At 42.6% G+C, this 23,634-nt stretch carries 38 protein-coding genes, 4 tRNA genes and 1 rRNA gene; 3 read left to right on the top strand and 40 right to left on the bottom strand.

The window, feature by feature from the left end; translation table 11 throughout:
- The first annotated feature begins 83 nt into the window (after positions 1–83).
- Positions 84–1,460, top strand: a complete 1,377-nt coding sequence (trkA, locus tag DK861_RS03005) for a Trk system potassium transporter TrkA (RefSeq protein WP_069368788.1) — start codon at positions 84–86, stop codon at positions 1,458–1,460.
- A gap of 114 nt (positions 1,461–1,574) precedes the next feature.
- Positions 1,575–1,982, top strand: a complete 408-nt coding sequence (gene mscL / locus DK861_RS03000) for a large-conductance mechanosensitive channel protein MscL (protein WP_006535517.1) — start codon at positions 1,575–1,577, stop codon at positions 1,980–1,982.
- Between the two features lie 3 nt (positions 1,983–1,985).
- Here mscL and DK861_RS02995 read toward each other — a convergent pair whose 3' ends face one another.
- From DK861_RS02995 to DK861_RS02815, 37 genes are all read right to left on the bottom strand, one after another.
- Positions 1,986–2,192: an alternative ribosome-rescue factor A gene (locus DK861_RS02995; RefSeq protein WP_023583475.1), complete on the bottom strand. Its 207-nt coding sequence runs from the start codon at positions 2,190–2,192 to the stop codon at positions 1,986–1,988.
- 50 nt (positions 2,193–2,242) lie between these two features.
- Positions 2,243–2,656 (bottom strand): Zn(2+)-responsive transcriptional regulator, encoded by a 414-nt coding sequence (zntR, locus tag DK861_RS02990; protein WP_069368787.1) that lies wholly within the window; start codon positions 2,654–2,656, stop codon positions 2,243–2,245.
- Positions 2,657–2,953: 297 nt separating this feature from the next.
- Positions 2,954–3,340, bottom strand: a complete 387-nt coding sequence (rplQ, locus tag DK861_RS02985; protein WP_109399205.1) for a 50S ribosomal protein L17 — start codon at positions 3,338–3,340, stop codon at positions 2,954–2,956.
- A gap of 37 nt (positions 3,341–3,377) precedes the next feature.
- Positions 3,378–4,367, bottom strand: coding sequence for a DNA-directed RNA polymerase subunit alpha (rpoA, locus tag DK861_RS02980; protein WP_006535513.1), 990 nt, complete (start codon positions 4,365–4,367; stop codon positions 3,378–3,380).
- 25 nt (positions 4,368–4,392) lie between these two features.
- Complete coding sequence (rpsD, locus tag DK861_RS02975) at positions 4,393–5,013, bottom strand: 30S ribosomal protein S4 (RefSeq protein ID WP_004246942.1); 621 nt, start codon at positions 5,011–5,013, stop codon at positions 4,393–4,395.
- A gap of 36 nt (positions 5,014–5,049) precedes the next feature.
- A complete protein-coding gene (gene rpsK, locus DK861_RS02970; protein ID WP_002919257.1) occupies positions 5,050–5,439 on the bottom strand; it encodes a 30S ribosomal protein S11 in 390 nt (129 codons plus the stop codon).
- A 16-nt stretch (positions 5,440–5,455) separates the two neighbouring features.
- Positions 5,456–5,812: a 30S ribosomal protein S13 gene (rpsM, locus tag DK861_RS02965; RefSeq protein WP_036914623.1), complete on the bottom strand. Its 357-nt coding sequence runs from the start codon at positions 5,810–5,812 to the stop codon at positions 5,456–5,458.
- A 146-nt stretch (positions 5,813–5,958) separates the two neighbouring features.
- The gene (gene rpmJ / locus DK861_RS02960) at positions 5,959–6,075 is read right to left on the bottom strand and encodes a 50S ribosomal protein L36 (RefSeq protein ID WP_071788572.1); all 117 of its coding nucleotides are present in this window, start codon (positions 6,073–6,075) and stop codon (positions 5,959–5,961) included.
- A gap of 42 nt (positions 6,076–6,117) precedes the next feature.
- The gene (gene secY / locus DK861_RS02955) at positions 6,118–7,440 is read right to left on the bottom strand and encodes a preprotein translocase subunit SecY (protein WP_006535510.1); all 1,323 of its coding nucleotides are present in this window, start codon (positions 7,438–7,440) and stop codon (positions 6,118–6,120) included.
- Between the two features lie 7 nt (positions 7,441–7,447).
- Positions 7,448–7,882 (bottom strand): 50S ribosomal protein L15, encoded by a 435-nt coding sequence (gene rplO, locus DK861_RS02950; RefSeq protein ID WP_004246944.1) that lies wholly within the window; start codon positions 7,880–7,882, stop codon positions 7,448–7,450.
- 3 nt (positions 7,883–7,885) lie between these two features.
- On the bottom strand, positions 7,886–8,065 hold the full coding sequence (gene rpmD / locus DK861_RS02945; RefSeq protein ID WP_036914634.1) for a 50S ribosomal protein L30: 180 nt from the start codon (positions 8,063–8,065) through the stop codon (positions 7,886–7,888).
- A 5-nt stretch (positions 8,066–8,070) separates the two neighbouring features.
- Positions 8,071–8,571: a 30S ribosomal protein S5 gene (gene rpsE / locus DK861_RS02940; protein WP_006535508.1), complete on the bottom strand. Its 501-nt coding sequence runs from the start codon at positions 8,569–8,571 to the stop codon at positions 8,071–8,073.
- Positions 8,572–8,585: 14 nt separating this feature from the next.
- Positions 8,586–8,939 (bottom strand): 50S ribosomal protein L18, encoded by a 354-nt coding sequence (gene rplR / locus DK861_RS02935; protein ID WP_006535507.1) that lies wholly within the window; start codon positions 8,937–8,939, stop codon positions 8,586–8,588.
- A gap of 9 nt (positions 8,940–8,948) precedes the next feature.
- On the bottom strand, positions 8,949–9,482 hold the full coding sequence (gene rplF / locus DK861_RS02930) for a 50S ribosomal protein L6 (RefSeq protein ID WP_036933221.1): 534 nt from the start codon (positions 9,480–9,482) through the stop codon (positions 8,949–8,951).
- A 14-nt stretch (positions 9,483–9,496) separates the two neighbouring features.
- On the bottom strand, positions 9,497–9,889 hold the full coding sequence (gene rpsH / locus DK861_RS02925; RefSeq protein WP_072062987.1) for a 30S ribosomal protein S8: 393 nt from the start codon (positions 9,887–9,889) through the stop codon (positions 9,497–9,499).
- Between the two features lie 32 nt (positions 9,890–9,921).
- Positions 9,922–10,227 carry a 30S ribosomal protein S14 gene (gene rpsN, locus DK861_RS02920; RefSeq protein WP_006535503.1) on the bottom strand — a complete coding sequence of 102 codons (306 nt, stop codon included), beginning with the start codon at positions 10,225–10,227 and terminating at the stop codon, positions 9,922–9,924.
- A 12-nt stretch (positions 10,228–10,239) separates the two neighbouring features.
- Positions 10,240–10,779 (bottom strand): 50S ribosomal protein L5, encoded by a 540-nt coding sequence (gene rplE, locus DK861_RS02915; RefSeq protein WP_004246952.1) that lies wholly within the window; start codon positions 10,777–10,779, stop codon positions 10,240–10,242.
- 13 nt (positions 10,780–10,792) lie between these two features.
- Positions 10,793–11,107, bottom strand: coding sequence for a 50S ribosomal protein L24 (rplX, locus tag DK861_RS02910; protein ID WP_006535502.1), 315 nt, complete (start codon positions 11,105–11,107; stop codon positions 10,793–10,795).
- A gap of 10 nt (positions 11,108–11,117) precedes the next feature.
- The gene (rplN, locus tag DK861_RS02905; protein WP_004246955.1) at positions 11,118–11,489 is read right to left on the bottom strand and encodes a 50S ribosomal protein L14; all 372 of its coding nucleotides are present in this window, start codon (positions 11,487–11,489) and stop codon (positions 11,118–11,120) included.
- A 176-nt stretch (positions 11,490–11,665) separates the two neighbouring features.
- Positions 11,666–11,920: a 30S ribosomal protein S17 gene (gene rpsQ, locus DK861_RS02900; protein WP_072062988.1), complete on the bottom strand. Its 255-nt coding sequence runs from the start codon at positions 11,918–11,920 to the stop codon at positions 11,666–11,668.
- Positions 11,920–12,111, bottom strand: a complete 192-nt coding sequence (gene rpmC / locus DK861_RS02895; RefSeq protein ID WP_004238624.1) for a 50S ribosomal protein L29 — start codon at positions 12,109–12,111, stop codon at positions 11,920–11,922. Before rpmC ends, rpsQ begins: the two co-directional genes overlap by 1 nt.
- Positions 12,111–12,521: a 50S ribosomal protein L16 gene (gene rplP, locus DK861_RS02890; protein ID WP_006535500.1), complete on the bottom strand. Its 411-nt coding sequence runs from the start codon at positions 12,519–12,521 to the stop codon at positions 12,111–12,113. The genes rpmC and rplP overlap by 1 nt, the downstream gene beginning before the upstream one ends.
- A gap of 12 nt (positions 12,522–12,533) precedes the next feature.
- Complete coding sequence (gene rpsC / locus DK861_RS02885) at positions 12,534–13,235, bottom strand: 30S ribosomal protein S3 (RefSeq protein WP_023583467.1); 702 nt, start codon at positions 13,233–13,235, stop codon at positions 12,534–12,536.
- A gap of 17 nt (positions 13,236–13,252) precedes the next feature.
- Complete coding sequence (gene rplV, locus DK861_RS02880) at positions 13,253–13,585, bottom strand: 50S ribosomal protein L22 (protein WP_006535498.1); 333 nt, start codon at positions 13,583–13,585, stop codon at positions 13,253–13,255.
- A 14-nt stretch (positions 13,586–13,599) separates the two neighbouring features.
- On the bottom strand, positions 13,600–13,878 hold the full coding sequence (rpsS, locus tag DK861_RS02875) for a 30S ribosomal protein S19 (protein ID WP_004246960.1): 279 nt from the start codon (positions 13,876–13,878) through the stop codon (positions 13,600–13,602).
- Positions 13,879–13,892: 14 nt separating this feature from the next.
- A complete protein-coding gene (rplB, locus tag DK861_RS02870) occupies positions 13,893–14,717 on the bottom strand; it encodes a 50S ribosomal protein L2 (RefSeq protein WP_006535497.1) in 825 nt (274 codons plus the stop codon).
- A 19-nt stretch (positions 14,718–14,736) separates the two neighbouring features.
- A complete protein-coding gene (gene rplW / locus DK861_RS02865; RefSeq protein ID WP_004246962.1) occupies positions 14,737–15,039 on the bottom strand; it encodes a 50S ribosomal protein L23 in 303 nt (100 codons plus the stop codon).
- Positions 15,036–15,641 (bottom strand): 50S ribosomal protein L4, encoded by a 606-nt coding sequence (rplD, locus tag DK861_RS02860; protein ID WP_072062989.1) that lies wholly within the window; start codon positions 15,639–15,641, stop codon positions 15,036–15,038. Before rplD ends, rplW begins: the two co-directional genes overlap by 4 nt.
- Before the next feature lie 16 nt (positions 15,642–15,657).
- Positions 15,658–16,287 (bottom strand): 50S ribosomal protein L3, encoded by a 630-nt coding sequence (gene rplC / locus DK861_RS02855; protein ID WP_023583465.1) that lies wholly within the window; start codon positions 16,285–16,287, stop codon positions 15,658–15,660.
- Between the two features lie 32 nt (positions 16,288–16,319).
- On the bottom strand, positions 16,320–16,631 hold the full coding sequence (gene rpsJ / locus DK861_RS02850; protein WP_001181005.1) for a 30S ribosomal protein S10: 312 nt from the start codon (positions 16,629–16,631) through the stop codon (positions 16,320–16,322).
- 327 nt (positions 16,632–16,958) lie between these two features.
- The gene (bfr, locus tag DK861_RS02845; protein WP_006535491.1) at positions 16,959–17,432 is read right to left on the bottom strand and encodes a bacterioferritin; all 474 of its coding nucleotides are present in this window, start codon (positions 17,430–17,432) and stop codon (positions 16,959–16,961) included.
- A gap of 77 nt (positions 17,433–17,509) precedes the next feature.
- The gene (gene bfd / locus DK861_RS02840) at positions 17,510–17,707 is read right to left on the bottom strand and encodes a bacterioferritin-associated ferredoxin (protein WP_072062990.1); all 198 of its coding nucleotides are present in this window, start codon (positions 17,705–17,707) and stop codon (positions 17,510–17,512) included.
- A gap of 221 nt (positions 17,708–17,928) precedes the next feature.
- Positions 17,929–19,113, bottom strand: coding sequence for an elongation factor Tu (gene tuf / locus DK861_RS02835; protein WP_006535489.1), 1,185 nt, complete (start codon positions 19,111–19,113; stop codon positions 17,929–17,931).
- Between the two features lie 121 nt (positions 19,114–19,234).
- Positions 19,235–19,310 (bottom strand) — tRNA-Thr (locus tag DK861_RS02830).
- Positions 19,311–19,315: 5 nt separating this feature from the next.
- Positions 19,316–19,390: transfer RNA gene (locus DK861_RS02825), tRNA-Gly, on the bottom strand.
- Between the two features lie 82 nt (positions 19,391–19,472).
- A tRNA-Tyr gene (locus DK861_RS02820) sits at positions 19,473–19,557 on the bottom strand.
- Between the two features lie 15 nt (positions 19,558–19,572).
- Positions 19,573–19,648: transfer RNA gene (locus DK861_RS02815), tRNA-Thr, on the bottom strand.
- Positions 19,649–20,085: 437 nt separating this feature from the next.
- On the opposite strand from DK861_RS02815, the gene coaA reads away from it, so the two are divergent.
- Positions 20,086–21,033 (top strand): type I pantothenate kinase, encoded by a 948-nt coding sequence (gene coaA / locus DK861_RS02810; protein WP_072062991.1) that lies wholly within the window; start codon positions 20,086–20,088, stop codon positions 21,031–21,033.
- Between the two features lie 131 nt (positions 21,034–21,164).
- On the opposite strand, the gene birA is transcribed toward coaA, so the two are convergent.
- From birA to rrf, 3 genes are all read right to left on the bottom strand, one after another.
- On the bottom strand, positions 21,165–22,127 hold the full coding sequence (gene birA / locus DK861_RS02805) for a bifunctional biotin--[acetyl-CoA-carboxylase] ligase/biotin operon repressor BirA (RefSeq protein WP_109399204.1): 963 nt from the start codon (positions 22,125–22,127) through the stop codon (positions 21,165–21,167).
- Positions 22,124–23,158: a UDP-N-acetylmuramate dehydrogenase gene (murB, locus tag DK861_RS02800; RefSeq protein ID WP_109399203.1), complete on the bottom strand. Its 1,035-nt coding sequence runs from the start codon at positions 23,156–23,158 to the stop codon at positions 22,124–22,126. Before murB ends, birA begins: the two co-directional genes overlap by 4 nt.
- Positions 23,159–23,319: 161 nt before the next feature.
- Positions 23,320–23,435, bottom strand: a 5S ribosomal RNA gene (gene rrf, locus DK861_RS02795).
- Between the last annotated feature and the right edge of the window lie 199 nt (positions 23,436–23,634).

Here is a 23,634-nt window from a genome sequence, read left to right as displayed (position 1 = left end):
AAAAACGCTACTATTTCAACGCAAGATCATCAAGATCTTGCGTTTCTTTTCTATTTGTTAATCGAATACTTTGAGAAATTACGATGAAAATTATTATCTTAGGCGCTGGTCAAGTAGGTGGTACTCTCGCTGAAAATCTTGTCGGGGAGAATAATGATATTACTGTCGTTGACACTAATGCAGATCGCTTACGCCAACTTCAAGATAAATTCGATTTACGAGTAGTCAATGGACATGGATCTCACCCAAGGGTCTTAAGAGAAGCAGGTGCTGAAGATGCAGATATGCTGGTTGCCGTCACCAACTCTGATGAAACCAATATGATAGCGTGCCAAGTTGCTTACACTTTGTTTAATACGCCCAATAAAGTTGCTCGAATACGTGCTTCTGAATTTGTTCGTGAAGCAGACAAACTCTTTCTCCCAGAAGCTATTCCCATTGATTATTTAATCTCACCAGAGCATTTGGTTATTGATTATATTTATAAATTAATCCAATACCCCGGTGCCTTACAAGTTGTTAATTTTGCCGATGGTCAAGTCAGTATCGTTGCGGTAAAAGCGTATTATGGTGGTTCTCTTGTTGGAAATGCGTTATCAACATTGCGTGATCATATGCCACATATTGATACACGCGTTGCAGCGATTTTTCGTCAAGATAGACCTATCCGACCTCAAGGCTCCACAATTATTGAAGCTGGAGATGAAGTTTTCTTTGTTGTCGCATCTCAGCATATTCGCGCAGTAATGAGCGAATTACAACGATTAGAAAAACCTTATAAACGCATCATGATTGTTGGTGGTGGTAATGTCGGTGCAGGTTTAGCCGCAAGATTAGAAAAAGATTATAGCGTCAAGCTTATTGAACATAATCAGCAACGTGCAACAGAACTGGCTGAGCTACTCCATGACACCATCGTTTTTTATGGTGATGCATCAGATCAAGAACTTCTTGCTGAAGAACATATAGAACAAATCGATGTCTTTATCGCACTGACTAATGATGATGAGGCCAATATTATGTCAGCAATGTTGGCCAAAAGAATGGGCGCAAAAAAGGCGATGGTACTTATTCAACGTAGTGCTTATGTTGATTTAGTCCAAGGAGGGGTTATTGATATTGCAATATCACCACAACAAGCAACTATTTCTGCACTTTTAGGCCATGTTCGTAAAGCAGATATCGTTAGTGTTTCATCATTACGACGAGGTGTTGCAGAAGCAATCGAAGCTGTGGCACATGGTGATGAAAATACATCGAAAGTTGTTGGTCGCCGTATACAAGATATAAAGCTACCACCTGGAACCATCATTGGCGCAATTGTTAGAGAGCAAGATGTTATTATTGCGAACGCAAGTCACTCTATAGAACAGGGGGATCATGTAATTATGTTTATCACTGATAAAAAATATGTCCCTGAAGTTGAAAAACTTTTCCAACCTAGCCCATTTTTCTTATAAAACCACGTAGAAATAAGAATAGTAGTGATTGTTGCTTGTAATGATCTACTATTATCATATTAGATACTATATTTTTACATAATAAATCTATGCATAGATAAATAAGGGGTGGTTATGTCTTTTTTCAAAGAGTTTCGTGAATTTGCAATGAAAGGCAACGTTGTTGACATGGCAGTCGGTGTCATCATTGGTGCAGCCTTCGGTAAGATTGTGTCATCATTAGTTGCTGATATTATTATGCCACCTCTAGGTTTATTAATCGGTGGTATCGATTTCAAACAGTTTAGCCTTATTTTAAGAGAGGCTAATGGGGATGTACCAGCGGTTGTACTTAATTATGGTATGTTCATTCAAACTGTATTTGACTTTGCTATTATTGCATTTGCAATTTTCTGTGCAATCAAATTAATTAACAAAACACGTCGTCAAGCAGAAGAGGCACCTAAAGCACCACCGGCTCCTTCCGCAGAAGAAACGTTATTAACAGAAATTCGTGATTTATTAAAAAATCAGCAAAAATAAAAACTAAAAGGCCAGTGATAACAATTGAAAAAATCTTTTGTTATCACTGGCCTCCCAGTTACCTTTCTTATCATGTTTTGCTTTTCTCATATAACTTCCTTTTCCTTTCTTATTCTTTTCCACTCGTTGTCTAAATAGTGGATCATGAACAAGTGCCGCTAAAGCATTATCTTTAATAACACCTTTCTGGTGCTGATATTTGCTAGACATAAAAACCTCTTAAATTATTAAAGAACATAAAACGTAACACGGTACAAATATTATTGCTTTGTAGCTCCAGATTCAAGTATTTCAAGAATAGAACAATAAGTACTTTCATGAGCACTACCACAACATGCATTACTCAACATCTTCAATGAATCTCGCATTCTTTCCATTTCTTTCAAGCGAATTTCCACTTCAGCAAGTCTTGCATCAACAATATGCTTTGACTCAACACAAGTGTGATGAGCAGGATCAACCCGAATAGAAAGTAGCTCTGTAATCGCGTCTAATGTAAACCCCAACTCTTTTGCATAACGAATAAAACGTAAACGTTGGAGATCTTGCTCTGTATATAGACGATAACCGCCTTCTGTTCGTCTGTCATGATCCATCAATCCTTGTTTTTCATAAAAACGGATTGTATCTGTTGTCACATTCGCTAATTTTGCAACTTGTCCAATACGATACATGGATCATTCCCTCACTTTAAATGATGAATAAGCATAGCAAATAATCAAAAGAATAGAATTGAAATATAGTGCGAAGCTTATCTTATCAAAATAGCAGTATGCTGAAATCACAAAAAATAATTATGATGCAACACAAAAACAAATAAAAAAGTAAGGAATAACAAATAGAAAGGTTAGAGTATGAGTTGATAAGTTATTTTTACAAAAAATAATTTAGTAATTATCATTTTCAATAAACGTAAAAAAACCGGATTAAAAATCCGGTTTTTTTATTCGCTTCACTAAATAATAATTAAATTATTCAGCTGCTGCTTCTGTTTCAGAATCAGTACGGTCAACAAGCTCAATGTAAGCCATTGGAGCGTTGTCACCAGCACGGAAGCCACACTTCAGAATACGAGTGTAACCACCTGCACGGCTCGCAAAACGCGGACCTAATACTGTAAACAGTTTTGCCACGACTTCGTTATCACGAGTACGGGCGAATGCCAGACGACGATTAGCTACGCTGTCGGTCTTGGCAAGAGTAATCAGCGGCTCAACGACGCGACGCAGTTCTTTCGCTTTAGGCAAAGTTGTCTTGATGATCTCATGACGAACTAAAGAACCTGCCATGTTACGAAACATAGCCTGACGATGGCTGCTGTTGCGGTTCAATTGACGACCACTCTTACGATGGCGCATGACCTTATCCTTCTCAGTAAAACCTTAACCTGTGATCTTATTCATCAGCGATACTTGCAGGTGGCCAATTCTCAAGGCGCATGCCAAGAGATAAACCACGCGACGCCAGTACGTCTTTAATCTCAGTAAGAGATTTCTTACCAAGGTTAGGCGTCTTAAGTAATTCAACTTCAGTACGCTGTACCAGATCACCGATGTAGTGGATTGCTTCTGCCTTCAGACAGTTAGCAGAGCGGACAGTCAATTCAAGATCGTCTACTGGGCGCAGTAAGATAGGATCGAATTCTGGCTTCTCTTCTTTAACTTCTGGCTGACGAACATCACGTAAGTCAACAAAAGCTTCAAGCTGTTCAGCCAGGATAGTCGCTGCACGGCGAATCGATTCTTCTGGATCGATAGTACCGTTAGTTTCCATCTCGATTACCAGCTTATCCAAGTCGGTACGCTGTTCAACACGAGCTGCTTCCACATTATAAGCAATACGCTCAACTGGGCTATAGCACGCATCTACTAAAAGGCGACCGATAGGGCGCTCATCTTCTTCCGAATGAATTCGGGCAGAAGCCGGCACATAACCACGACCACGCTGAACTTTGATACGCATGTTAATAGATGCGTTTTCGTCTGTAAGGTGGCAGATAACGTGCTGCGGCTTGACGATTTCGACATCACCGTCATGGATGATATCGGCTGCAATAACAGGGCCAATGCCAGATTTGCTCAAAGTAAGAATAACTTCATCTTTACCATGAACTTTTACCGCCAACCCCTTAAGGTTGAGCAGTATTTCTAGGATATCTTCCTGAACACCTTCTTTGGTGCTGTACTCATGCAGTACACCATCAATCTCAACCTCTGTTACCGCACAACCCGGCATAGACGAAAGCAGAATACGGCGCAGTGCGTTACCAAGAGTATGGCCGAAGCCTCGCTCTAATGGCTCAAGGGTCACCTTGGCGTGCGTCGAACTGACTTGCTCGATATCAACCAGGCGCGGTTTTAGAAACTCTGTCACAGAACCCTGCATTGTGTCCTCTCTTTGGTGCTAAGCCTTACTTGGAGTAAAGCTCGACGATCAGGTGCTCGTTAATGTCAGCAGACAAGTCAGTACGTTCAGGAATACGCTTGAACACACCTTCCATCTTAGCAGCATCAACTTCCAGCCATGTTGGCTTTTCACGCTGTTCAGCCAGCTCTAAAGCAGCCTTAATACGAGACTGTTTTTTCGATTTTTCACGAACGCTGACTACGTCATTCGGGGAAACCTGATAAGAAGCAATGTTAACCACGCGACCATTTACCATGATTGCTTTATGGCTAACCATCTGACGTGCTTCTGCGCGAGTTGCGCCAAAGCCCATACGATAAACAACGTTATCCAGACGACCTTCCAGCAGAGTCAGCAGGTTTTCACCTGTGTTGCCTTTCAGACGAGTTGCTTCTTTGTAGTAGTTACGGAATTGACGCTCTAGAACACCGTAAATACGACGTACTTTTTGTTTTTCACGTAACTGAACACCGTAATCAGAAAGACGCGGTTTACGTGCGCCATGCTGACCTGGTGCTTGTTCCAGTTTACACTTGGTGTCAATCGCCCGAACGCCAGATTTTAGAAATAAATCTGTACCTTCACGGCGGCTCAGCTTGAGCTTAGGACCCAAATATCTTGCCATTTTCTTTCTCCAACTTTCCTAAAAACGAAAACGTTATTAAACGCGACGTTTTTTCGGTGGACGACAACCGTTATGAGGAATCGGAGTCACATCAGTAATATTAGTGATGCGGAAACCAGCCGCGTTTAATGCACGGATAGTTGACTCACGACCAGGACCAGGTCCTTTAACCATAACTTCCAAGTTCTTAATTCCGTACTCTTTAACAGCTTCAGCGCAACGTTCTGCTGCAACCTGAGCCGCGAACGGAGTAGATTTACGAGAACCACGGAAACCGGAACCACCGGCAGTAGCCCAACCCAATGCGTTACCTTGACGATCGGTAATAGTAACGATTGTGTTGTTGAAAGAAGCATGGATATGAGCCACACCGTCAGAGACTTGTTTTCTTACACGCTTACGTGCACGAATAGGTGCTTTTGCCATTGTTCAAATACCCCGATTATTTCTTGATCGGCTTACGCGGACCCTTACGGGTACGTGCGTTAGTCTTAGTACGCTGACCGCGAACTGGTAGACCACGACGATGACGTAAACCACGGTAAGTACCAAGATCCATCAGACGTTTGATGCTCAGGGTAACTTCACGACGCAGATCACCTTCTACAACGTATTTGGCAACTTCGTCACGCAGCTTGTCGATTTGCTCTTCAGACAGCTCACTGATCTTAACATTTTCAGCAATACCAGCAGCTACACAGATAGCCTGTGAGCGGGTCTTACCGATACCGTAAATCGAAGTTAATGCGATTACAGTATGTTTATGATCAGGAATGTTAATGCCTGCTATACGGGCCACTATGCACTCCTAAATTAGCAGTTATACAGTACTATTCTGAAAAGCCCGTTTTCAGGATACTCAAACAATACTGTATATATTATAAAAGATTGGGCTGGCTAATTTAGCCAGCTCAACCGAACTTTGCAAGAAAAAAATGCAATAAATTAGCCTTGACGCTGTTTATGCTTAGGCTCGACGCTGCAAATTACACGCACGTGACCGTGACGTCTAACAATTTTGCAGTTACGGCACATTTTCTTGACGGAAGCACGAACTTTCATTTTTACTCTCCGTAACTTCTAAAACAAATCGCTTATCAGTAATTAACCTTTAAGATTTGCTTTTTTCAATGCAGACTCATACTGACTTGACATCAGGAGAGTTTGCACTTGAGCCATAAAATCCATGATGACTACAACCACGATTAAGAGGGAAGTACCACCAAAATAGAAAGGTACTTTCATTGCGTCACGCATGAACTCCGGGATGAGACAGATAAAGGTAATATACAAGGCACCGATTAAGGTTAAACGTGTCATTACTTTATCTATATATTTAGCCGTCTGCTCTCCCGGGCGAATTCCTGGTACAAATGCACCGGACTTCTTCAGGTTATCTGCCGTTTCTCTTGGGTTGAAAACCAACGCCGTATAGAAGAAACAGAAGAATATGATTGCAGCAGCGTATAGTAACACATAAATAGGTTGACCAGGCTGTAGATTTAAAGAAATCGTAGTCAGCCAACCCCACCCTGTACCATCGCCAAACCAAGAGGTTATTGTACCAGGAAACAGGATAATACTTGAAGCAAAAATTGCTGGTATAACACCCGCCATATTTACTTTAAGTGGTAGATGTGTACTTTGTGCCGCGTATATTCTACGCCCTTGTTGACGTTTTGCATAGTTAACAACGATACGACGTTGTCCTCTTTCTACAAAAACAACAAAGAAAGTAACCGCGAACACCAATACTGCAACCAACAATAACAGGAGGAAGTGCAGTTCGCCTTGCCGCGCCTGCTCGATGGTTTGACCAATGGCAGGTGGAAGACCTGCAACGATACCTGCAAAGATAATGATTGAGATACCGTTACCAATACCACGTTCAGTGATTTGCTCACCTAACCACATTAGGAACATTGTCCCAGTGACTAAGCTCACAACAGCCGTAATATAGAATGGTAGACCTGGATTAATTACCAGACCTTGCATTCCTGGCATATTCGGTAAGCCTGTTGCGATACCAATTGATTGGAATATCGCCAGCACCAAAGTACCATAACGGGTATATTGGCTGATCTTACGACGACCGGCCTCCCCTTCCTTCTTAATCTCTGCTAACCGAGGGTTAACCACTGATAAGAGTTGGATAATAATCGATGCCGAAATATAAGGCATGATACCCAGCGCAAAGATAGAAGCACGGCTAAGAGCACCACCAGAGAACATGTTAAACATTTCAATGATGGTGCCTTTTTGCTGATCGAGCAATTTGGCAAGCACAGTGGCATCAATACCAGGGATAGGAATAAAAGAGCCAATCCTAAAGACAATAAGTGCACCAAGAACAAACAAAAGTCTGCGTTTTAGTTCACCAACACCACCTTTAGCACTCTGAAAATCTAAACCTGGTTGTTTAGCCATCTGTCACTTATTCCTCAATTTTACCGCCAGCTGATTCGATTGCTGCACGGGCACCTTTGGTAACACGCAGACCACGAATAGTCACTGCACGGTTAACCTCGCCAGACAGAATTAATTTTGCAAATTCAATCTGTGGGCCAACAACGTTTGCGGCTTTCAGTGCATTCAGATCGATTACATCGCCTTCAACGTAAGCTAAATCAGACAGACGGATTTCCGCAGTCACGAATGATTTACGTGAAGTAAAACCAAATTTTGGTAAACGACGATATAAAGGCATCTGGCCGCCTTCAAAACCACGACGTACGCCACCGCCAGAACGAGATTTCTGACCTTTGTGACCACGGCCGCCAGTTTTACCTAAGCCAGAACCGATACCACGACCTACACGTTTAGGCGCATGCTTGGCACCTTCAGCCGGAGACAGAGTATTTAAACGCATCTCTTACTCCTCAACTTTAACCATATAGGAAACCAAGTTGATCATACCGCGAACTGCTGGTGTATCTTCGCGTTCTACAGTGTGACCGATGCGACGCAGACCTAAACCTGTCATCGTTGCCTTATGTTTAGGCAAACGACCGATTAAGCTGCGTGTTTGAGTAATTTTAATAGTCTTAGCCATGGTCATTACCCCAGAATTTCTTCAACGGATTTACCACGCTTAGCTGCGACCATATCTGGAGACTTCATGCTATCTAAAGCGTCCAGTGTTGCACGAACCACGTTAATCGGGTTAGTGGAACCATAGGTTTTAGCCAGTACGTTACGAACGCCAGCCACTTCTAGAACTGCACGCATTGCACCACCTGCGATGATACCGGTACCTTCATGAGCAGGCTGCATAAATACGCGTGAGCCTGTGTGAGTACCTTTAACAGGGTGGAACAGAGTACCGTTGTTTAAAGAGACGGTTTTCATATTGCGACGGGCTTTTTCCATCGCTTTCTGGATTGCTGCCGGAACTTCGCGAGCTTTGCCATATCCAAAACCAACGCGGCCATTACCATCACCAACTACTGTAAGAGCGGTGAAGCTAAAGATACGACCACCTTTAACGGTTTTAGATACGCGGTTTACCGCGATCAGCTTTTCCTGCAGTTCGCCAGCTTGTTTCTCGATGTGAGCCATCTTACACTCCTACCTTAGAACTGAAGGCCAGCTTCACGGGCAGCATCTGCCAGTGCCTGGACTCGACCATGATATTGGAAACCGGAACGGTCAAATGATACTACTTTGATACCTTTTTCCAGAGCGCGTTCAGCAATAATTTTACCAACTACCGCTGCTGCTTCTTTGTTTCCAGTGTTTTTCAGTTGCTCAATGATAGCTTTTTCTGTAGTAGAAGCGGCCACCAAAGTTTCAGAACCGTTTGGTGCAATAACCTGCGCATAAATATGGCGAGGGGTACGGTGTACCACCAGGCGAGTCGCACCCAATTCCTGGAGCTTACGGCGTGCGCGGGTCGCACGACGGATACGAGCTGCTTTCTTATCCATAGTGTTACCTTACTTCTTCTTAGCCTCTTTGATACGCACAACTTCGTCGGCGTAACGAATACCTTTACCTTTATAAGGTTCAGGGCGACGGTAAGCACGCAGTTCAGCTGCTACTTGACCAATCACTTGCTTATCCGCACCTTTCAGCACGATTTCAGTTTGTGTTGGGCATTCAGCAGTGATGCCTGCTGGCAGTTGGTGTTCCACTGGATGTGAAAAACCTACTGATAAGTTAACCGCATTGCCTTTAATAGACGCACGATAACCTACACCTACCAGTTGCAGTTTCTTAGTGAAGCCTTCGGTAACACCTACAACCATTGCATTTAACAGAGAACGAGTAGTACCCGCCTGTGCCCATGCATCAGCAAAACCATCGCGAGGTGCGAAAGTTAATTGGTTGTCAGCATGTTGAATTTCAACTGCATTATGGATAGTACGAGTAAGCTCGCCGTTTTTACCCTTAATCGTAATTACCTGACCGTTGAGTTTAACCTCTACGCCGGCAGGAATGACGACGGGTGCTTTTGCCACACGAGACATTCTTTCCTCCCGAATTAAGCTACGTAGCAGATAATCTCGCCACCAAGACCTGCTTGGCGAGCTGCACGATCAGTCATAACACCTTTTGAGGTAGAAACAACAGCGATGCCCAGTCCTGCCATAACTTGTGGCAGCTCATCTTTTCTTTTATAGATGCGCAGACTAGGACGGCTTACGCGCTGAATGCTTTCTACTACAGCCTTACCTTGGAAATATTTTAAAATAATTTCCAGTTCTGGCTTAGTGTCGCCTTCAATTTTAAAATCTTCGATATAACCTTCTTCCTTAAGCACGTTGGCAATCGCCACTTTCAGCTTGGAGGAAGGCATTGTGACCGCAACTTTATTCGCGGCCTGACCGTTACGGATACGGGTCAGCATATCCGCGATGGGATCTTGCATGCTCATCTGTCTTTACTCCCGTGATTCAATTATGGTAATTACCAGCTAGCCTTTCTAAGGCCCGGGATTTCACCGCGCATAGCGGCTTCACGGACTTTAATACGGCTGAGGCCAAATTTCCGCAGGAAACCGTGCGGACGTCCAGTTTGACGGCAGCGGTTACGCTGACGTGAAGGACTTGAATCACGTGGCATAGTTTGCAGTTTCAGAACAGCATTCCAACGATCTTCGTCAGACACGTTCACATCTGAAACGATAGCTTTCAGTTCTGCGCGTTTTGCGAAGAATTTCTCAGCTAAATTCGCACGTTTTACATCACGTGCTTTCATAGATTTCTTAGCCATGAATGCCCTGCCTTACTTGCGGAACGGGAAGTTAAACGCTGCTAACAGTGCGCGACCTTCATCATCTGATTTCGCAGTCGTAGTAATGGTAATATCCAAACCACGAACACGATCCACTTTATCGTAATCGATTTCAGGGAAGATGATTTGCTCACGTACGCCCATGCTGTAGTTACCACGTCCATCAAATGATTTAGCGGACAAACCACGGAAGTCACGGATACGTGGTACAGCAATAGAGATCAGGCGTTCAAAGAACTCCCACATGCGTTCGCCACGCAGGGTCACTTTACAGCCGATCGGATAGCCCTGGCGGATTTTGAAGCCTGCAACAGATTTGCGTGCTTTGGTGATCAAAGGTTTTTGACCTGAGATTGCTGCTAAATCAGCTGCTGCATTGTCCAGCAGTTTTTTATCAGCAATAGCTTCACCAACACCCATGTTCAGGGTGATCTTCTCGACCCGAGGGACTTGCATGACAGAATGGTAACCAAACTGAGACATCAGTTTTTGGACTACCTCGTCTTTGTAGTAATCATGCAGTTTCGCCATCGTATACTCCAAATTACTTGATAGTTTCTTTATTAGACTTGAAGAAACGAACTTTTTTGCCGTCTTCGAATCTAAAACCTACACGGTCAGCCTTGCCGGTTGCCGCATTGAAGATTGCAACGTTAGAAACTTGGATAGAAGCTTCTTTTTCAACGATGCCACCTGGTTGGTTCAGAGCCGGAACTGGCTTCTGATGTTTTTTAACCAGATTGATACCTTCAACGATAACTTTACCAGAAGAAAGAACCTGTTTTACTTTACCGCGCTTACCTTTATCTTTACCAGTCAGCACGATAACTTCGTCTTCACGACGGATTTTCGCTGCCATTGCCTGCTCCTTAGAGTACTTCAGGTGCCAGAGAGATTATTTTCATAAACTTCTCGTTACGAAGTTCACGAGTAACCGGCCCAAAAATACGCGTACCAATAACTTGCTCGCTGTTGTTGTTTAACAATACACAAGCGTTGCTATCGAAGCGAATGACAGAACCGTCAGGGCGACGAACACCCTTCTTGGTGCGCACCACTACCGCTTTCAGTACATCACCTTTCTTAACTTTACCACGTGGAATTGCTTCCTTGATGGTAATTTTGATGATGTCACCTACATCTGCGTAGCGACGGTGCGAGCCACCTAGAACCTTGATACACATTACGCGACGTGCACCGGAGTTGTCGGCCACGTTCAGCATAGTCTGTTCTTGGATCATTTTAGTGCTCCGCTAAATGTCAACTACTACTGAGCCACTTCCACATTAGAAGAGGCCGTTCAATATCCCATAATACGAGGGAGCGGCATTATAACACCACATTCTCGATATGGACAGAAAAAATAAACGGCTCGTTCAGTTTTGAGCCGTTTATTTCGTACGAAAAGGCTATTTTATTACAGAATAGCTTTTTCTACAACGCGAACTAACGCCCAAGACTTAGTCTTAGATAGTGGACGTGTTTGACGAATTTCTACTACGTCACCAATTCCACATTCGTTGTTCTCGTCATGTACATGCAGTTTGGTCGTACGACGGATAAACTTACCATATAATGGGTGTTTAACCATACGATCGATAGCAACGACAATAGATTTTTCCATTTTGTCACTAACTACACGACCTTGCAGAGTACGGATTTTATCGGTCATTACGCACCCGCCTTCTCAGTCAGTAAAGTCTTAACGCGTGCGATATTACGACGCACTTGTTTCAACAGATGAGACTGTTGTAACTGACCACTTGCTGCCTGCATACGCAGATTAAACTGCTCGCGCAGTAAGTTCAGCAGTTCTGTGTTCAGCTCTTCAACGCTCTTTTCGCGCAGCTCTTTTGCTTTCATTACATCACCGTCTTAGTTACAAAGGTGGTTTTGATAGGCAGTTTTGCTGCCGCCAGCTTGAATGCTTCACGGGCCAGTTCTTCAGGCACACCATCCATTTCATACAGGACTTTACCTGGCTGGATTAAGGCAACCCAATACTCAACGTTACCTTTACCTTTACCCATACGGACTTCGAGCGGCTTTTCAGTGATTGGTTTGTCTGGGAACACACGGATCCAGATTTTACCCTGACGCTTAACTGCACGGGTCATTGCACGACGTGCCGCTTCGATCTGACGTGCAGTCAGACGACCACGGCCCACAGCTTTAAGACCGTAAGTCCCGAAGCTTACATCCGCACCAGCAGCTAAGCCACGGTTGCGGCCTTTGTGCACTTTACGGAATTTTGTACGCTTTGGTTGTAACATCAGCGACTCTCCTTACTTGCGGCCTTTACGCTGCTGCTTTTTAGGTTGAGCAGCCGGTTTTTCCGCCTGTTCAACTGCAGCCATACCACCCAGGATCTCACCTTTGAAGATCCATACCTTAACGCCGAGCACACCATAAGTGGTTTGTGCTTCTGAGGTATTGTAGTCGATATCTGCACGCAGAGTGTGCAGAGGTACACGACCTTCACGATACCATTCAGTACGAGCGATTTCAGCGCCACCTAAGCGACCACTTACTTCCACTTTAATACCTTTAGCGCCTAAACGCATAGCATTCTGTACCGCACGCTTCATAGCACGACGGAACATAACACGACGTTCCAGCTGTGAAGTGATGCTGTCAGCAACTAATTTTGCGTCCAGTTCAGGTTTACGTACTTCGGCGATATTAATTTGCGCAGGAACGCCAGCGATATCCGCTACGTTTTTGCGCAGTTTTTCAACATCTTCACCTTTTTTACCGATAACGATGCCTGGGCGAGCAGTGTGAATAGTCACACGGATGCTTTTCGCAGGACGTTCGATAACGATACGAGATACAGATGCTTTAGCCAGTTCTTTAGTTAAGTACTGACGTACTTTAAAATCGCTGTCTAGGTTGTCAGCGAATTCATTGGTACCCGCATACCATGTGGAATTCCAAGGCTTGACAATGCCAAGGCGGATACCATTAGGATGTACTTTTTGACCCATTGCTAGTCTCCAGAGTCTCAGCGATCAGACACAACCACAGTGATGTGGCTGGTGCGCTTCAGAATACGATCTGCACGGCCTTTTGCACGAGGCATAATGCGCTTCATAGAAGGACCTTCGTCAACAAAGATCTTAGCTACTTTCAGATCATCAATGTCAGCGCCATCGTTGTGTTCTGCATTAGCAATAGCAGACTCCAGTACTTTCTTCACTAAACCAGCAGCTTTCTTGTTGGTAAAGGTTAAAATTTCCAGAGCTTGCGACACTTTCTTACCGCGAATCAGGTCAGCTACCAAGCGAACCTTCTGAGCAGAAGAACGAGCGTGGCGATGCATAGCGATAGTTTCCATCTCTTCCTCCTACCTTATTTTTTCTTAGCCTTTTTATCGGCTGCATGACCGCGATAAGTACGGGTCGGCGCGAATTCACCCAGTTTGTGACCAACCATTTCGTCGGAAACGTAAACTGGAACATGCTGACGACCATTATGGACAGCGATGGTCAAACCGATCATGTTAGGAAAGATCGTTGAACGACGGGACCAAGTCTTAACAGGCTTTTTGTCACCGCTTTCCACCGCTTTCTCTACCTTCTTCAGCAAGTGCAGGTCAATGAAAGGACCTTTCTTGAGAGAACGTGGCATGGCTTATCCTCTAATTATTTCTTAGTACGACGATGAACGATGAAATGTTCAGTGCGTTTGTTTTTACGAGTCTTCTTACCTTTGGTTTGAACGCCCCAAGGTGTTACTGGGTGTTTACCAAAGTTACGACCTTCACCACCACCATGTGGGTGATCGACTGGGTTCATCGCAGTACCGCGAACGGTAGGACGAATACCACGCCAGCGACTTGCACCAGCTTTACCCAGAACGCGTAACATGTGCTCAGAGTTGCCAACTTCACCGATAGTTGCACGGCAATCAGAAGGAACTTTACGCATTTCACCAGAACGCAGACGGATAGTGACATAAGCACCATCACGAGCAACGATCTGAACGTAAGTACCAGCTGAACGAGCTAACTGACCACCTTTACCTGGTTTCATTTCTACGTTATGAACTGTAGAACCAACCGGGATATTACGCATTGGTAAGGTGTTACCCGCTTTGATAGCAGCATCAACGCCAGACTGAACTTTATCACCCGCTTTCAGGCCTTTTGGAGCCAGAATGTAGCGACGTTCACCATCAGCATACAGCACTAAAGCGATGTTAGCTGAACGGTTTGGATCATATTCCAGACGTTCTACTGTCGCAGGGATACCATCTTTGTTGCGTTTAAAGTCAACAATACGGTAAGCCTGTTTGTGACCACCACCGATGTGACGGGTAGTGATACGACCATTGTTGTTACGACCACCGGACTTGCTGTTCTTTTCCAGCAATGGCGCATAAGGTTTCCCTTTATGCAGCTCAGGGTTTACCACTTTAACTACGTGGCGACGGCCCGGAGACGTAGGTTTACATTTAACAATTGCCATTGTTCTTTACTCCTCCGACTTACTCAGCGCCGCCGACGAAGTCCAGATTCTGGCCTTCCTTCAGGGTGACGTAAGCTTTTTTCCAGTCGCTACGACGACCAATACGCTGACCGTGACGTTTCACTTTGCCTTTCATCAGCAGAGTGTTAACACTTTCAACTTCGACTTCAAACAGTTTTTGTACAGCTGCTTTAATCTCTGCTTTGGTCGCGTCTTTAGCAACTTTGAGAACGATGGTGTTTGATTTTTCCATCGCGATAGAAGCTTTTTCAGATACATGCGGCGCGCGCAGTACTTTCAGCAGACGTTCTTCACGGATCATGCCAGCATCTCCTCAACTTGCTTCACAGCGTCAGCAGTCATGACGACTTTGTCGAAGGCGATTAAGCTAACAGGGTCGATTGTTGCTGCATCACGTACGTCAACTTTATATAAGTTGCGTGCTGCTAAATACAGATTCTCATCTAAATCAGCAGTGATGATCAGAACATCTTCCAGAGCCATATCTTTCAGTTTCTGTGCTAAAAGCTTAGTTTTAGGCGCTTCAACAGAGAACTTCTCTACGACGATCAGACGATCTTGACGTACCAGTTCAGACAGAATGCTCTTCAGAGCACCACGGTACATCTTTTTGTTTACTTTTTGACTGTGGTCCTGTGGTTTAGCTGCGAAGCTAACACCACCAGAGCGCCAAATTGGGCTCTTGATTGAACCTGAACGTGCACGACCTGTACCTTTCTGTCTCCAAGGCTTTTTGCCTGAACCAGAAACTTCAGCACGAGTTTTCTGAGCACGAGTACCTTGACGAGCACCAGCAGCGTATGCAACGACTACTTGATGCACAAGCGCTTCGTTAAAGTCACGCCCGAAGGTAGTTTCGGAAACAGTCAGCGCGCCTTGCGCGTCTTTCATTACCAATTCCATTCCTATCTCCTCGACGTTACGCCTTGACAGCTGGTTTAACGATCAGGTCACTGCCAGTTGCACCTGGAACAGCACCTTTGACCAGCAGCAGGTTGCGCTCAGCGTCAACACGTACTACTTCCAGGCTCTGAACGGTAACTTGTTCGTTACCCAGTTGACCTGCCATTTTCTTGCCTTTGAACACCTTACCCGGAGTCTGGTTCTGACCGATAGAACCCGGAACACGGTGAGACAAGGAGTTACCGTGGGTAGCATCTTGAGTACGGAAATTCCAGCGCTTTACAGTACCAGCAAAACCTTTACCTTTAGATGTTCCAGTAACGTCGACTTTTTTAACGTCAGCGAAAATTTCTACGCTAATGCTTTGACCTACAGTATATTCTTCGCCTTCATTCAGACGGAATTCACGTAGTAAGCGGCCAGCTTCAACACCAGCTTTAGCAAAATGACCTGCTTCAGGTTTCAGTACACGGTTAGCTTTTTTGCTACCAGTAGTCACCTGAATGGCACGATAACCGTCTTTCTCTAGATCTCTGACCTGAGTAACACGGTTGTTTTCAATTTCGATAACGGTTACAGGGATTGAAACGCCATCTTCAGTGAAGATACGAGTCATTCCTACTTTCTTACCGACTAAACCAATCATTGTTTCAACCTCTCAATCGCTTGATGACCTGATTAACCTAGGCTGATCTGCACGTCTACGCCGGCAGCCAGATCCAGACGCATCAGAGCATCAACGGTTTTCTCGGTTGGCTCAACGATGTCAACCAGACGTTTGTGAGTGCGAATTTCATACTGATCACGCGCATCTTTATTAACGTGCGGAGAAATCAACACTGTGAAACGCTCTTTGCGAGTCGGCAGTGGGATTGGACCACGAACTTGCGCACCAGTGCGCTTAGCAGTCTCTACGATTTCCGCAGTTGATTGATCAATCAGACGATGATCAAAAGCTTTCAGGCGGATACGGATTCTTTGGTTCTGCATGAGACCAGAGCTCCAACTATTTTTTATAAACGTAAATGATTACTACTCGTACCCATTTCGATTGATGAGAGAGTGTAATCGTTCTGCATATAACTCCCCAATCGGGAGTATTATATTAATGCAATAAAAAATCTGCATTAGCTGATAAATCAGCCCCACTAAATCAGTGAGCCTGCGCATTATACTTGCCTGAGTGATGAAATCAAGCCAAGAATAAAAAATCAGCGATAAAAATTCATTTTATCTTTTCGAAAATAAAAAAAGCAAAGGTAACCTTCATCACCTTTGCTTTAAAAACCGTCTCAAAATTCATTAAAGAATGATGGATTATTCTTCAATAATTTGAGCTTGTAGATAGTTTTGAAGCCCTATTCGTTCGATAAGTTCAAGCTGGGTTTCAATCCAATCAATATGCCCTTCTTCATCAGTTAGAATTTCTAGCATAAGATCACGACTGACATAATCATGAATTGAATCTGCGTAAGCAATAGCTTCACGCAAATCTTTGGCACCACCTAATTCCAATTCCAAATCAGAACGTAGCATCTCTTCAACATCTTCACCGATGTTTAGTTTGCCTAAATCTTGTAAGTTTGGAATGCCTTCAAGGAACAAGATACGCTCGATATATTTATCGGCGTGTTTCATCTCATCTATGGATTCATGATATTCCATTTCATTAAGGCGTGTAAGACCCCAATTCTTGAACATTCGGGCATGTAGGAAATACTGATTAATTGCAACAAGCTCACCTCCTAATAACTTATTAAGGTGGGCTATCATTTTTTTATCACCTTTCATTTTTATGCTCCTTTGCTTCCAGTCTTTTTAGTGTAGACCTTTTATACAAAGTGGAGAGAAAGGAAATTTAAAATTTGTTATGCAACTTCAGAAATTTGAGGGTAAAGGATAGATTGCTCACTTTCAATTATTTGACGAGCTTGACGTACACACTTACCGCAACAACTACCAACAGGTAAGATCTTACGTAATTCATTAATAGTGTGGATTTGATGTTTGTGTACTGTGGAGATAATTTTTTTATCACTCACACCATGGCAAAGACAGACGTACATAATAGCAACCTCATTAACTACTCACGCACCGAATAGTAAATGATAACCATTATGATTTCAATTTCTATTTAACTTAGATATTCTAACTAATATAGAAACTCTCATGATAATGAGAGAATAAATTGAGGACGGGATTTAACTAAGATAAAAAGTGCTATTTTTAGATACAAAAAAAGGGCATCAATGATGCCCTTTCTCTATAACTTAAAGTAGATTAGTGATTAACCTAATACTTTAGCAACAACGCCCGCACCTACTGTACGGCCACCTTCACGGATAGCGAAACGTAAACCGTCGTCCATCGCGATTGGGTGAATCAGTTCAACGATCATGTTGATGTTGTCACCTGGCATTACCATTTCTACGCCTTCTGGTAATTCGATAGTACCAGTTACGTCAGTTGTACGGAAGTAGAACTGTGGACGGTAGCCTTTGAAGAATGGTGTATGACGACCACCTTCATCTTTGCTCAGAATATAAACTTCTGATTCAAATTTAGTGTGTGGGTTGATTGAACCTGGTTTTGCCAGTACTTGTCCACGTTCGATTTCTTCACGCTTAGTACCACGCAGAAGAACACCAACGTTCTCACCTGCACGACCTTCGTCAAGTAATTTACGGAACATTTCAACGCCAGTACAAGTTGTTTTCGCTGTTGGTTTAATACCAACGATTTCAACTTCTTCACCAACTTTGATTACGCCACGCTCAACACGACCTGTTACTACTGTACCACGGCCTGAAATTGAGAATACGTCTTCAATTGGTAACAGGAATGGTTTGTCAATTGCACGCTCTGGTTCTGGGATGTATGAATCCAGTGCTTCTGCTAATTCAACAATTTTTGCTTCCCACTCTGCTTCGCCTTCCAGTGCTTTCAGCGCTGAACCACGGATTACTGGAGTGTCATCACCTGGGAAATCGTACTGAGACAGAAGTTCACGAACTTCCATTTCTACTAATTCCAGTAACTCTTCATCATCTACCATGTCACATTTGTTCAGGAATACGATGATGTAAGGAACACCAACCTGACGACCTAACAGGATGTGCTCACGAGTTTGTGGCATTGGACCATCTGTCGCAGCAACAACCAGGATAGCTCCGTCCATTTGCGCAGCACCAGTGATCATGTTTTTAACATAGTCGGCGTGCCCTGGGCAGTCTACGTGTGCGTAGTGACGAGTTGGGGTGTCATATTCTACGTGTGAAGTAGAGATGGTGATACCACGAGCTTTTTCTTCTGGTGCGTTATCGATTTGGTCGAATGCACGAGCAGCACCACCATAAGTTTTAGCTAAAACTGTAGTGATTGCAGCAGTCAGAGTTGTTTTACCGTGGTCAACGTGGCCGATAGTACCAACGTTAACGTGCGGTTTTGAACGTTCAAATTTTTCTTTAGACATTTAAATTGTCCCTCTAAGACACGGAATCGGTGGTTACACCACATCAACCAAGCAGTAAGTAAATTAGCGATTTGCTAGTGCTTGTTAAGATTTTAATCAGGGAGGCAAGAACATGAAGGAGTGGTGCTGATAGGCAGATTCGAACTGCCGACCTCACCCTTACCAAGGGTGCGCTCTACCAACTGAGCTATATCAGCACATCTGGAGCGGGCAGCGGGAATCGAACCCGCATCATCAGCTTGGAAGGCTGAGGTAATAGCCATTATACGATGCCCGCAGAACTCGGCTACCTGACTTAAAATCAGCTTTGTATTCTACTTAAGTGTTTACTAATTTAAAACACTTAAGTTTGGAATTAATGGTGGTGGGAGAAGGATTCGAACCTTCGAAGTCTGTGACGGCAGATTTACAGTCTGCTCCCTTTGGCCGCTTGGGTATCCCACCAAACCTAATTTTTAATGGTGCCGGCACCAAGAGTCGAACTCGGGACCTACTGATTACAAGTCAGTTGCTCTACCAACTGAGCTATGCCGGCTAAGTGGTGCGCATTCTAGGAGGACTTTCATCATGATGCAACAAAAAAATTGCGATATTCGTTCTTTTGCTTAGATTTTGTTCACTTTTAATTGAATTGTTGATTTTTTAGGAAAAAAACGACCAAAATGACAACAAAAAATCATGCTAGATTAGCAAGCTAATTTAGCTAATCACTCCCGAATTTATTCACCATCAATAAATTTTTAGAAAAAAATTGATTGCACCTTTGTTAGTCTACGCTAAAAAATTATTTTCATGACTATTTTTTATACTTTTTTTACAAATTTATTCAGTTCGTGTCAAAAAAAGTAGAAAAAATTTAAAAAATATCTACGCCTAAGAGTCATCACTCGTTATGATGCTGTTTATTTTTTATCGGATACGGGTGTTTTAAACAGCCTGTCCAACCTGCGAATATTAGGCAGATGTTGGCTTATGAATAACAAAGAACGCTTTATAACCCCTTATTTAGAGTTTGACAGAAAGCATTGGGCAACGTTAAGAGATTCCGTTCCTTTAACATTAACCGAAAAAGAGATTGCTGATTTAAAAGGAATTAATGAAGAAATTTCTATTGATGATGTAATTGAGATTTATCTTCCTCTTTCAAGATTACTCAATTTTTACATAAGTTCTAACTTGCGCCGTCAAGCTGTCTTAGAGCAGTTTCTTGGAACACGAAGCGCCAAAATCCCCTACATTATTGGTATAGCGGGTAGTGTTGCTGTTGGTAAAAGTACCACAGCTCGTTTGCTACAAGCGCTTTTAACCCGGTGGCCAGAACATCGTAAAGTTGATTTAATCACTACTGATGGCTTTCTTTTGCCTAATGCAGAGTTAAAAAGACGCGGAATAATGAAAAAGAAAGGATTTCCTGAATCCTATGATATGCATAGCCTTGTCTCTTTCGTTTCTGATATAAAATCAGGCAAAAAACAAGTAACAGCCCCTGTCTATTCTCATTTAGTGTATGACATCATTCCAGATAAGGAACAGGTTATTGAACAACCTGATATTTTGATCCTTGAAGGATTAAATGTATTACAGAGTAATCAGGATTATCCTCATGATCCACATAATGTTTTCGTATCAGATTATGTAGACTTCTCCATTTATGTTGATGCTGAAGAAGAATTACTAAAACACTGGTACATCAGTCGCTTTTTAAAATTTAGAGAGGGTGCGTTTACTGATCCTGAGTCATATTTTAATAATTACTCAAAATTAAGCAGAGAAGAGTCTATTGAAATAGCATCTTCGATTTGGCAAGAAATTAATGGTTTAAATCTGAAACAGAACATCCTGCCTACAAAAGAAAGAGCGAGTCTTATACTAACTAAAGGTCAAAATCATTCGATCACTAACGTTCGATTACGTAAGTAAATCTAAACAATTATCACCATTTGGTCTAAGGATTATTATATTTTAGTTATTAAAAATAGCATTGATAAATAAAAAGCTTTCCAGTTTAGGAAAGCTTTTTTAGTTTTAGATTTTCGATGCAATTTAAAGCATTATGGTGCACTTCTCAGTGAAATTTCACCACCTATATAAGATATTATTTTTCCATTTTGTTCTAAAAGTAAAGCACCTTGATCATTAATACCTTTGGCAATACCAAAGATCTCTTTTTCACCAATAATAAGCTTTACACGGCGATCCATAAAGTTATCTAAACGTTTCCAACGCTCGATAAACACAAATAACCCTTGTTTTTCAAATTGTACAAATGCTTCTCTTAATGCATTAGTAATTTCACAAGCAAGTTCATTTCTGTCAATTTTAATACCAACTTGCTCCAAATTAATCCATTGCTGGTTAATGGCTTCATTTTGATTTTTACTCATCGCAATATTGATACCAATACCTGTGACAATATGAGCAACATCACCTGTTTTCCCTGTTAGCTCAACAAGAATACCTGAAAGCTTTTTATCATTTAAATAGAGGTCGTTAGGCCATTTAACTTTAACGCCATCTGCACCAAGTTTTTGCAATACTTCAGCCATAATAACGCCGACAACTAAACTCAGTCCTATTGCAGCAGCTGGCCCTTGATCGAGTTTCCAATACATACTCAAATATAAATTTCTACCAAAAGGCGAAATCCATTGACGCCCTCTTCTACCTCGCCCAGCAGACTGGTATTCAGCAATACATACATCACCCGATTTTAATTCGCTGATACGTTGGATCAAATACTGATTTGTAGAATCTATAACAGGAATAACGCTAGCCGGCTCACCTTTAATATTCTGATTCACAATATCTGCGTTCAATAAGTTCATTGGTGCATCTAATTGATATCCTTTTCCTGCAACCGTCTGAACATCGATACCCCAGCTACGCAATGTTTGAATATGTTTATTAATGCCTGCTCGAGTCATTCCTAAACTTTCGCCTAATTGCTCTCCTGAATGAATATTTCCATCAGCAAGGAGTTCAATTAATAATAAAGGAGTTGGTGTTTCTTTCATGAAATAGCATCCACTGCATTGATTTCGCCATATTGACCAATAAAGCGAACTTCTGGCTCTAATTTTACACCGAAGCGTTCTGAGACTTTCTGGCGAATATATGCGGCTAAGTTCACAATATCTTCACCTGTCGCGGTGCCTTCTTTATTAATAAGTACCAGTGCTTGTTTAGTGTGGACTGCCGCACCACCAATTTGATGCCCTTTAAGACCACATTGATCAATCAGCCAACCTGCCGCAAGCTTCACACCATCTCGCTGTACATATTGAGGGCAAAATGGATATTCTGTTTTTAATTGTTGTGCAATACGAATATCAACAATTGGGTTTTTAAAAAAACTTCCAGCATTACCCGTTATTTTTGGATCGGGTAGCTTGCTTGTTCTCATTAAGCATACAGATTCGAACACATCCTTTGGTGTAACAGTTTCTAATGATAATTTTGATAAATCACCATAAGTAAGAATAGGTTCCCATTTTTTACTTAGTAGTAAACCGACAGCAATAATAGCAAAGCCTTGTTGATAATGATGTTTAAAAATACTATCGCGATAACCAAACTCACATTCTTCATTTGTTAATCGACTAATATTGCCTGTGCTTAATTCAACAATATCAACATAGGCACAAACATCTTTCAGCTCTTTACCATAAGCACCAATATTTTGTATTGGAGCAGAACCAACATTGCCAGGGATCAACGCTAAATTTTCCAGTCCATAGATATTTTTTTCTAACAGATATTCAATAAGCGCATGCCAACTCTCGCCAGCTCCAACATGAATAGACCAATATTGTTCATCTTCAGTAATTTCAATGCCAGTAATACAGTTACGGATAACAATACCATTAAAATCTTCAGTAAATAGCACGTTACTACCGCCACCTAGAATAAGGGTTGGTAATCTCTTCTCATGGGCATTTTGCCAATATGTACAAAGCTCATCTTTATTATTTGCAGTTTCTATTTGGTGAGCTTTTACTCTCAAACCAAATGTATTAAATGCTTGCAATGAAACCGATTCTTTCATGAAAGTCTACCTCATTTAGCTGATAGCTTAGTTTAACAGCCAAGTATCATTGAGGATAGCAAAGTGATAAGTGATTAGAAAAGAGAAAGTATATTTGTATTTTAAATATCTTAAACGCAAAAAAGCCAACCCATTGGGTTGGCTTTCTCGTCTTATTTAATGCCTGGCAGTTCCCTACTCTCACATGGGGAGACCCCACACTACCATCGGCGCTACAACGTTTCACTTCTGAGTTCGGCATGGGATCAGGTGGGACCGCTGCGCTATGGCCGCCAAGCAGAATTCTTCAAATTCTTTAATTATTCGTCTCTTCCTGAGACTCACCCCTTTGGGGCCAGTGCTCCGCACTGTTCCAGTTTGTTCCAGACAAACTGGTCGGTTTTATTACCCGTTACTTCGATTTCTCGTCATAACCAGCAATATTCAATCTTAAACAAGCTTACTTCATTAATCTTTGTCTCTCAGACAAAACACCT

The organism is Proteus sp. TJ1640 (assembly GCF_003144445.1).
Lineage (GTDB): Bacteria > Pseudomonadota > Gammaproteobacteria > Enterobacterales > Enterobacteriaceae > Proteus > Proteus penneri.
This window is presented reverse-complemented; position numbering and strand designations above follow the sequence as displayed.

Bases quoted from the DNA above. Each gene is read 5' to 3' on its own strand.
- trkA (WP_069368788.1), top strand. From the start codon at position 84: ATGAAAATTATTATCTTAGGCGCTGGTCAAGTAGGTGGTACTCTCGCT.
- mscL (WP_006535517.1), top strand. From the start codon at position 1,575: ATGTCTTTTTTCAAAGAGTTTCGTGAATTTGCAATGAAAGGCAACGTT.
- DK861_RS02995 (WP_023583475.1), bottom strand. From the start codon at position 2,192: ATGTCTAGCAAATATCAGCACCAGAAAGGTGTTATTAAAGATAATGCT.
- zntR (WP_069368787.1), bottom strand. From the start codon at position 2,656: ATGTATCGTATTGGACAAGTTGCAAAATTAGCGAATGTGACAACAGAT.
- rplQ (WP_109399205.1), bottom strand. From the start codon at position 3,340: ATGCGCCATCGTAAGAGTGGTCGTCAATTGAACCGCAACAGCAGCCAT.
- rpoA (WP_006535513.1), bottom strand. From the start codon at position 4,367: ATGCAGGGTTCTGTGACAGAGTTTCTAAAACCGCGCCTGGTTGATATC.
- rpsD (WP_004246942.1), bottom strand. From the start codon at position 5,013: ATGGCAAGATATTTGGGTCCTAAGCTCAAGCTGAGCCGCCGTGAAGGT.
- rpsK (WP_002919257.1), bottom strand. From the start codon at position 5,439: ATGGCAAAAGCACCTATTCGTGCACGTAAGCGTGTAAGAAAACAAGTC.
- rpmJ (WP_071788572.1), bottom strand. From the start codon at position 6,075: ATGAAAGTTCGTGCTTCCGTCAAGAAAATGTGCCGTAACTGCAAAATT.
- secY (WP_006535510.1), bottom strand. From the start codon at position 7,440: ATGGCTAAACAACCAGGTTTAGATTTTCAGAGTGCTAAAGGTGGTGTT.
- rplO (WP_004246944.1), bottom strand. From the start codon at position 7,882: ATGCGTTTAAATACTCTGTCTCCGGCTGAAGGTGCCAAGCATGCGCCT.
- rpmD (WP_036914634.1), bottom strand. From the start codon at position 8,065: ATGGCTAAGACTATTAAAATTACTCAAACACGCAGCTTAATCGGTCGT.
- rpsE (WP_006535508.1), bottom strand. From the start codon at position 8,571: ATGGCTCACATCGAGAAACAAGCTGGCGAACTGCAGGAAAAGCTGATC.
- rplR (WP_006535507.1), bottom strand. From the start codon at position 8,939: ATGGATAAGAAAGCAGCTCGTATCCGTCGTGCGACCCGCGCACGCCGT.
- rplF (WP_036933221.1), bottom strand. From the start codon at position 9,482: ATGTCTCGTGTGGCAAAAGCACCCGTCGTCATTCCTGCCGGCGTAGAG.
- rpsH (WP_072062987.1), bottom strand. From the start codon at position 9,889: ATGAGCATGCAAGATCCCATCGCGGATATGCTGACCCGTATCCGTAAC.
- rpsN (WP_006535503.1), bottom strand. From the start codon at position 10,227: ATGGCTAAGAAATCTATGAAAGCACGTGATGTAAAACGTGCGAATTTA.
- rplE (WP_004246952.1), bottom strand. From the start codon at position 10,779: ATGGCGAAACTGCATGATTACTACAAAGACGAGGTAGTCCAAAAACTG.
- rplX (WP_006535502.1), bottom strand. From the start codon at position 11,107: ATGGCAGCGAAAATCCGTCGTGAAGACGAAGTTATCGTGCTGACTGGT.
- rplN (WP_004246955.1), bottom strand. From the start codon at position 11,489: ATGATCCAAGAACAGACTATGCTGAACGTGGCCGACAACTCCGGTGCA.
- rpsQ (WP_072062988.1), bottom strand. From the start codon at position 11,920: ATGACCGATAAAATCCGTACTCTGCAAGGTCGTGTAGTTAGTGACAAA.
- rpmC (WP_004238624.1), bottom strand. From the start codon at position 12,111: ATGAAAGCAAAAGAGCTGCGCGAAAAGAGCGTTGAAGAGCTGAACACA.
- rplP (WP_006535500.1), bottom strand. From the start codon at position 12,521: ATGTTACAACCAAAGCGTACAAAATTCCGTAAAGTGCACAAAGGCCGC.
- rpsC (WP_023583467.1), bottom strand. From the start codon at position 13,235: ATGGGTCAAAAAGTACATCCTAATGGTATCCGCCTTGGCATTGTCAAG.
- rplV (WP_006535498.1), bottom strand. From the start codon at position 13,585: ATGGAAACTATCGCTATGCATCGCCACGCTCGTTCTTCTGCTCAGAAG.
- rpsS (WP_004246960.1), bottom strand. From the start codon at position 13,878: ATGCCACGTTCTCTCAAGAAAGGTCCTTTCATTGACCTGCACTTGCTG.
- rplB (WP_006535497.1), bottom strand. From the start codon at position 14,717: ATGGCAATTGTTAAATGTAAACCTACGTCTCCGGGCCGTCGCCACGTA.
- rplW (WP_004246962.1), bottom strand. From the start codon at position 15,039: ATGATCCGTGAAGAACGTCTGCTGAAAGTACTGCGCGCGCCGCATGTA.
- rplD (WP_072062989.1), bottom strand. From the start codon at position 15,641: ATGGAATTGGTAATGAAAGACGCGCAAGGCGCGCTGACTGTTTCCGAA.
- rplC (WP_023583465.1), bottom strand. From the start codon at position 16,287: ATGATTGGTTTAGTCGGTAAGAAAGTAGGAATGACTCGTATCTTCACT.
- rpsJ (WP_001181005.1), bottom strand. From the start codon at position 16,631: ATGCAGAACCAAAGAATCCGTATCCGCCTGAAAGCTTTTGATCATCGT.
- bfr (WP_006535491.1), bottom strand. From the start codon at position 17,432: ATGAAAGGTGATAAAAAAATGATAGCCCACCTTAATAAGTTATTAGGA.
- bfd (WP_072062990.1), bottom strand. From the start codon at position 17,707: ATGTACGTCTGTCTTTGCCATGGTGTGAGTGATAAAAAAATTATCTCC.
- tuf (WP_006535489.1), bottom strand. From the start codon at position 19,113: ATGTCTAAAGAAAAATTTGAACGTTCAAAACCGCACGTTAACGTTGGT.
- coaA (WP_072062991.1), top strand. From the start codon at position 20,086: ATGAATAACAAAGAACGCTTTATAACCCCTTATTTAGAGTTTGACAGA.
- birA (WP_109399204.1), bottom strand. From the start codon at position 22,127: ATGAAAGAAACACCAACTCCTTTATTATTAATTGAACTCCTTGCTGAT.
- murB (WP_109399203.1), bottom strand. From the start codon at position 23,158: ATGAAAGAATCGGTTTCATTGCAAGCATTTAATACATTTGGTTTGAGA.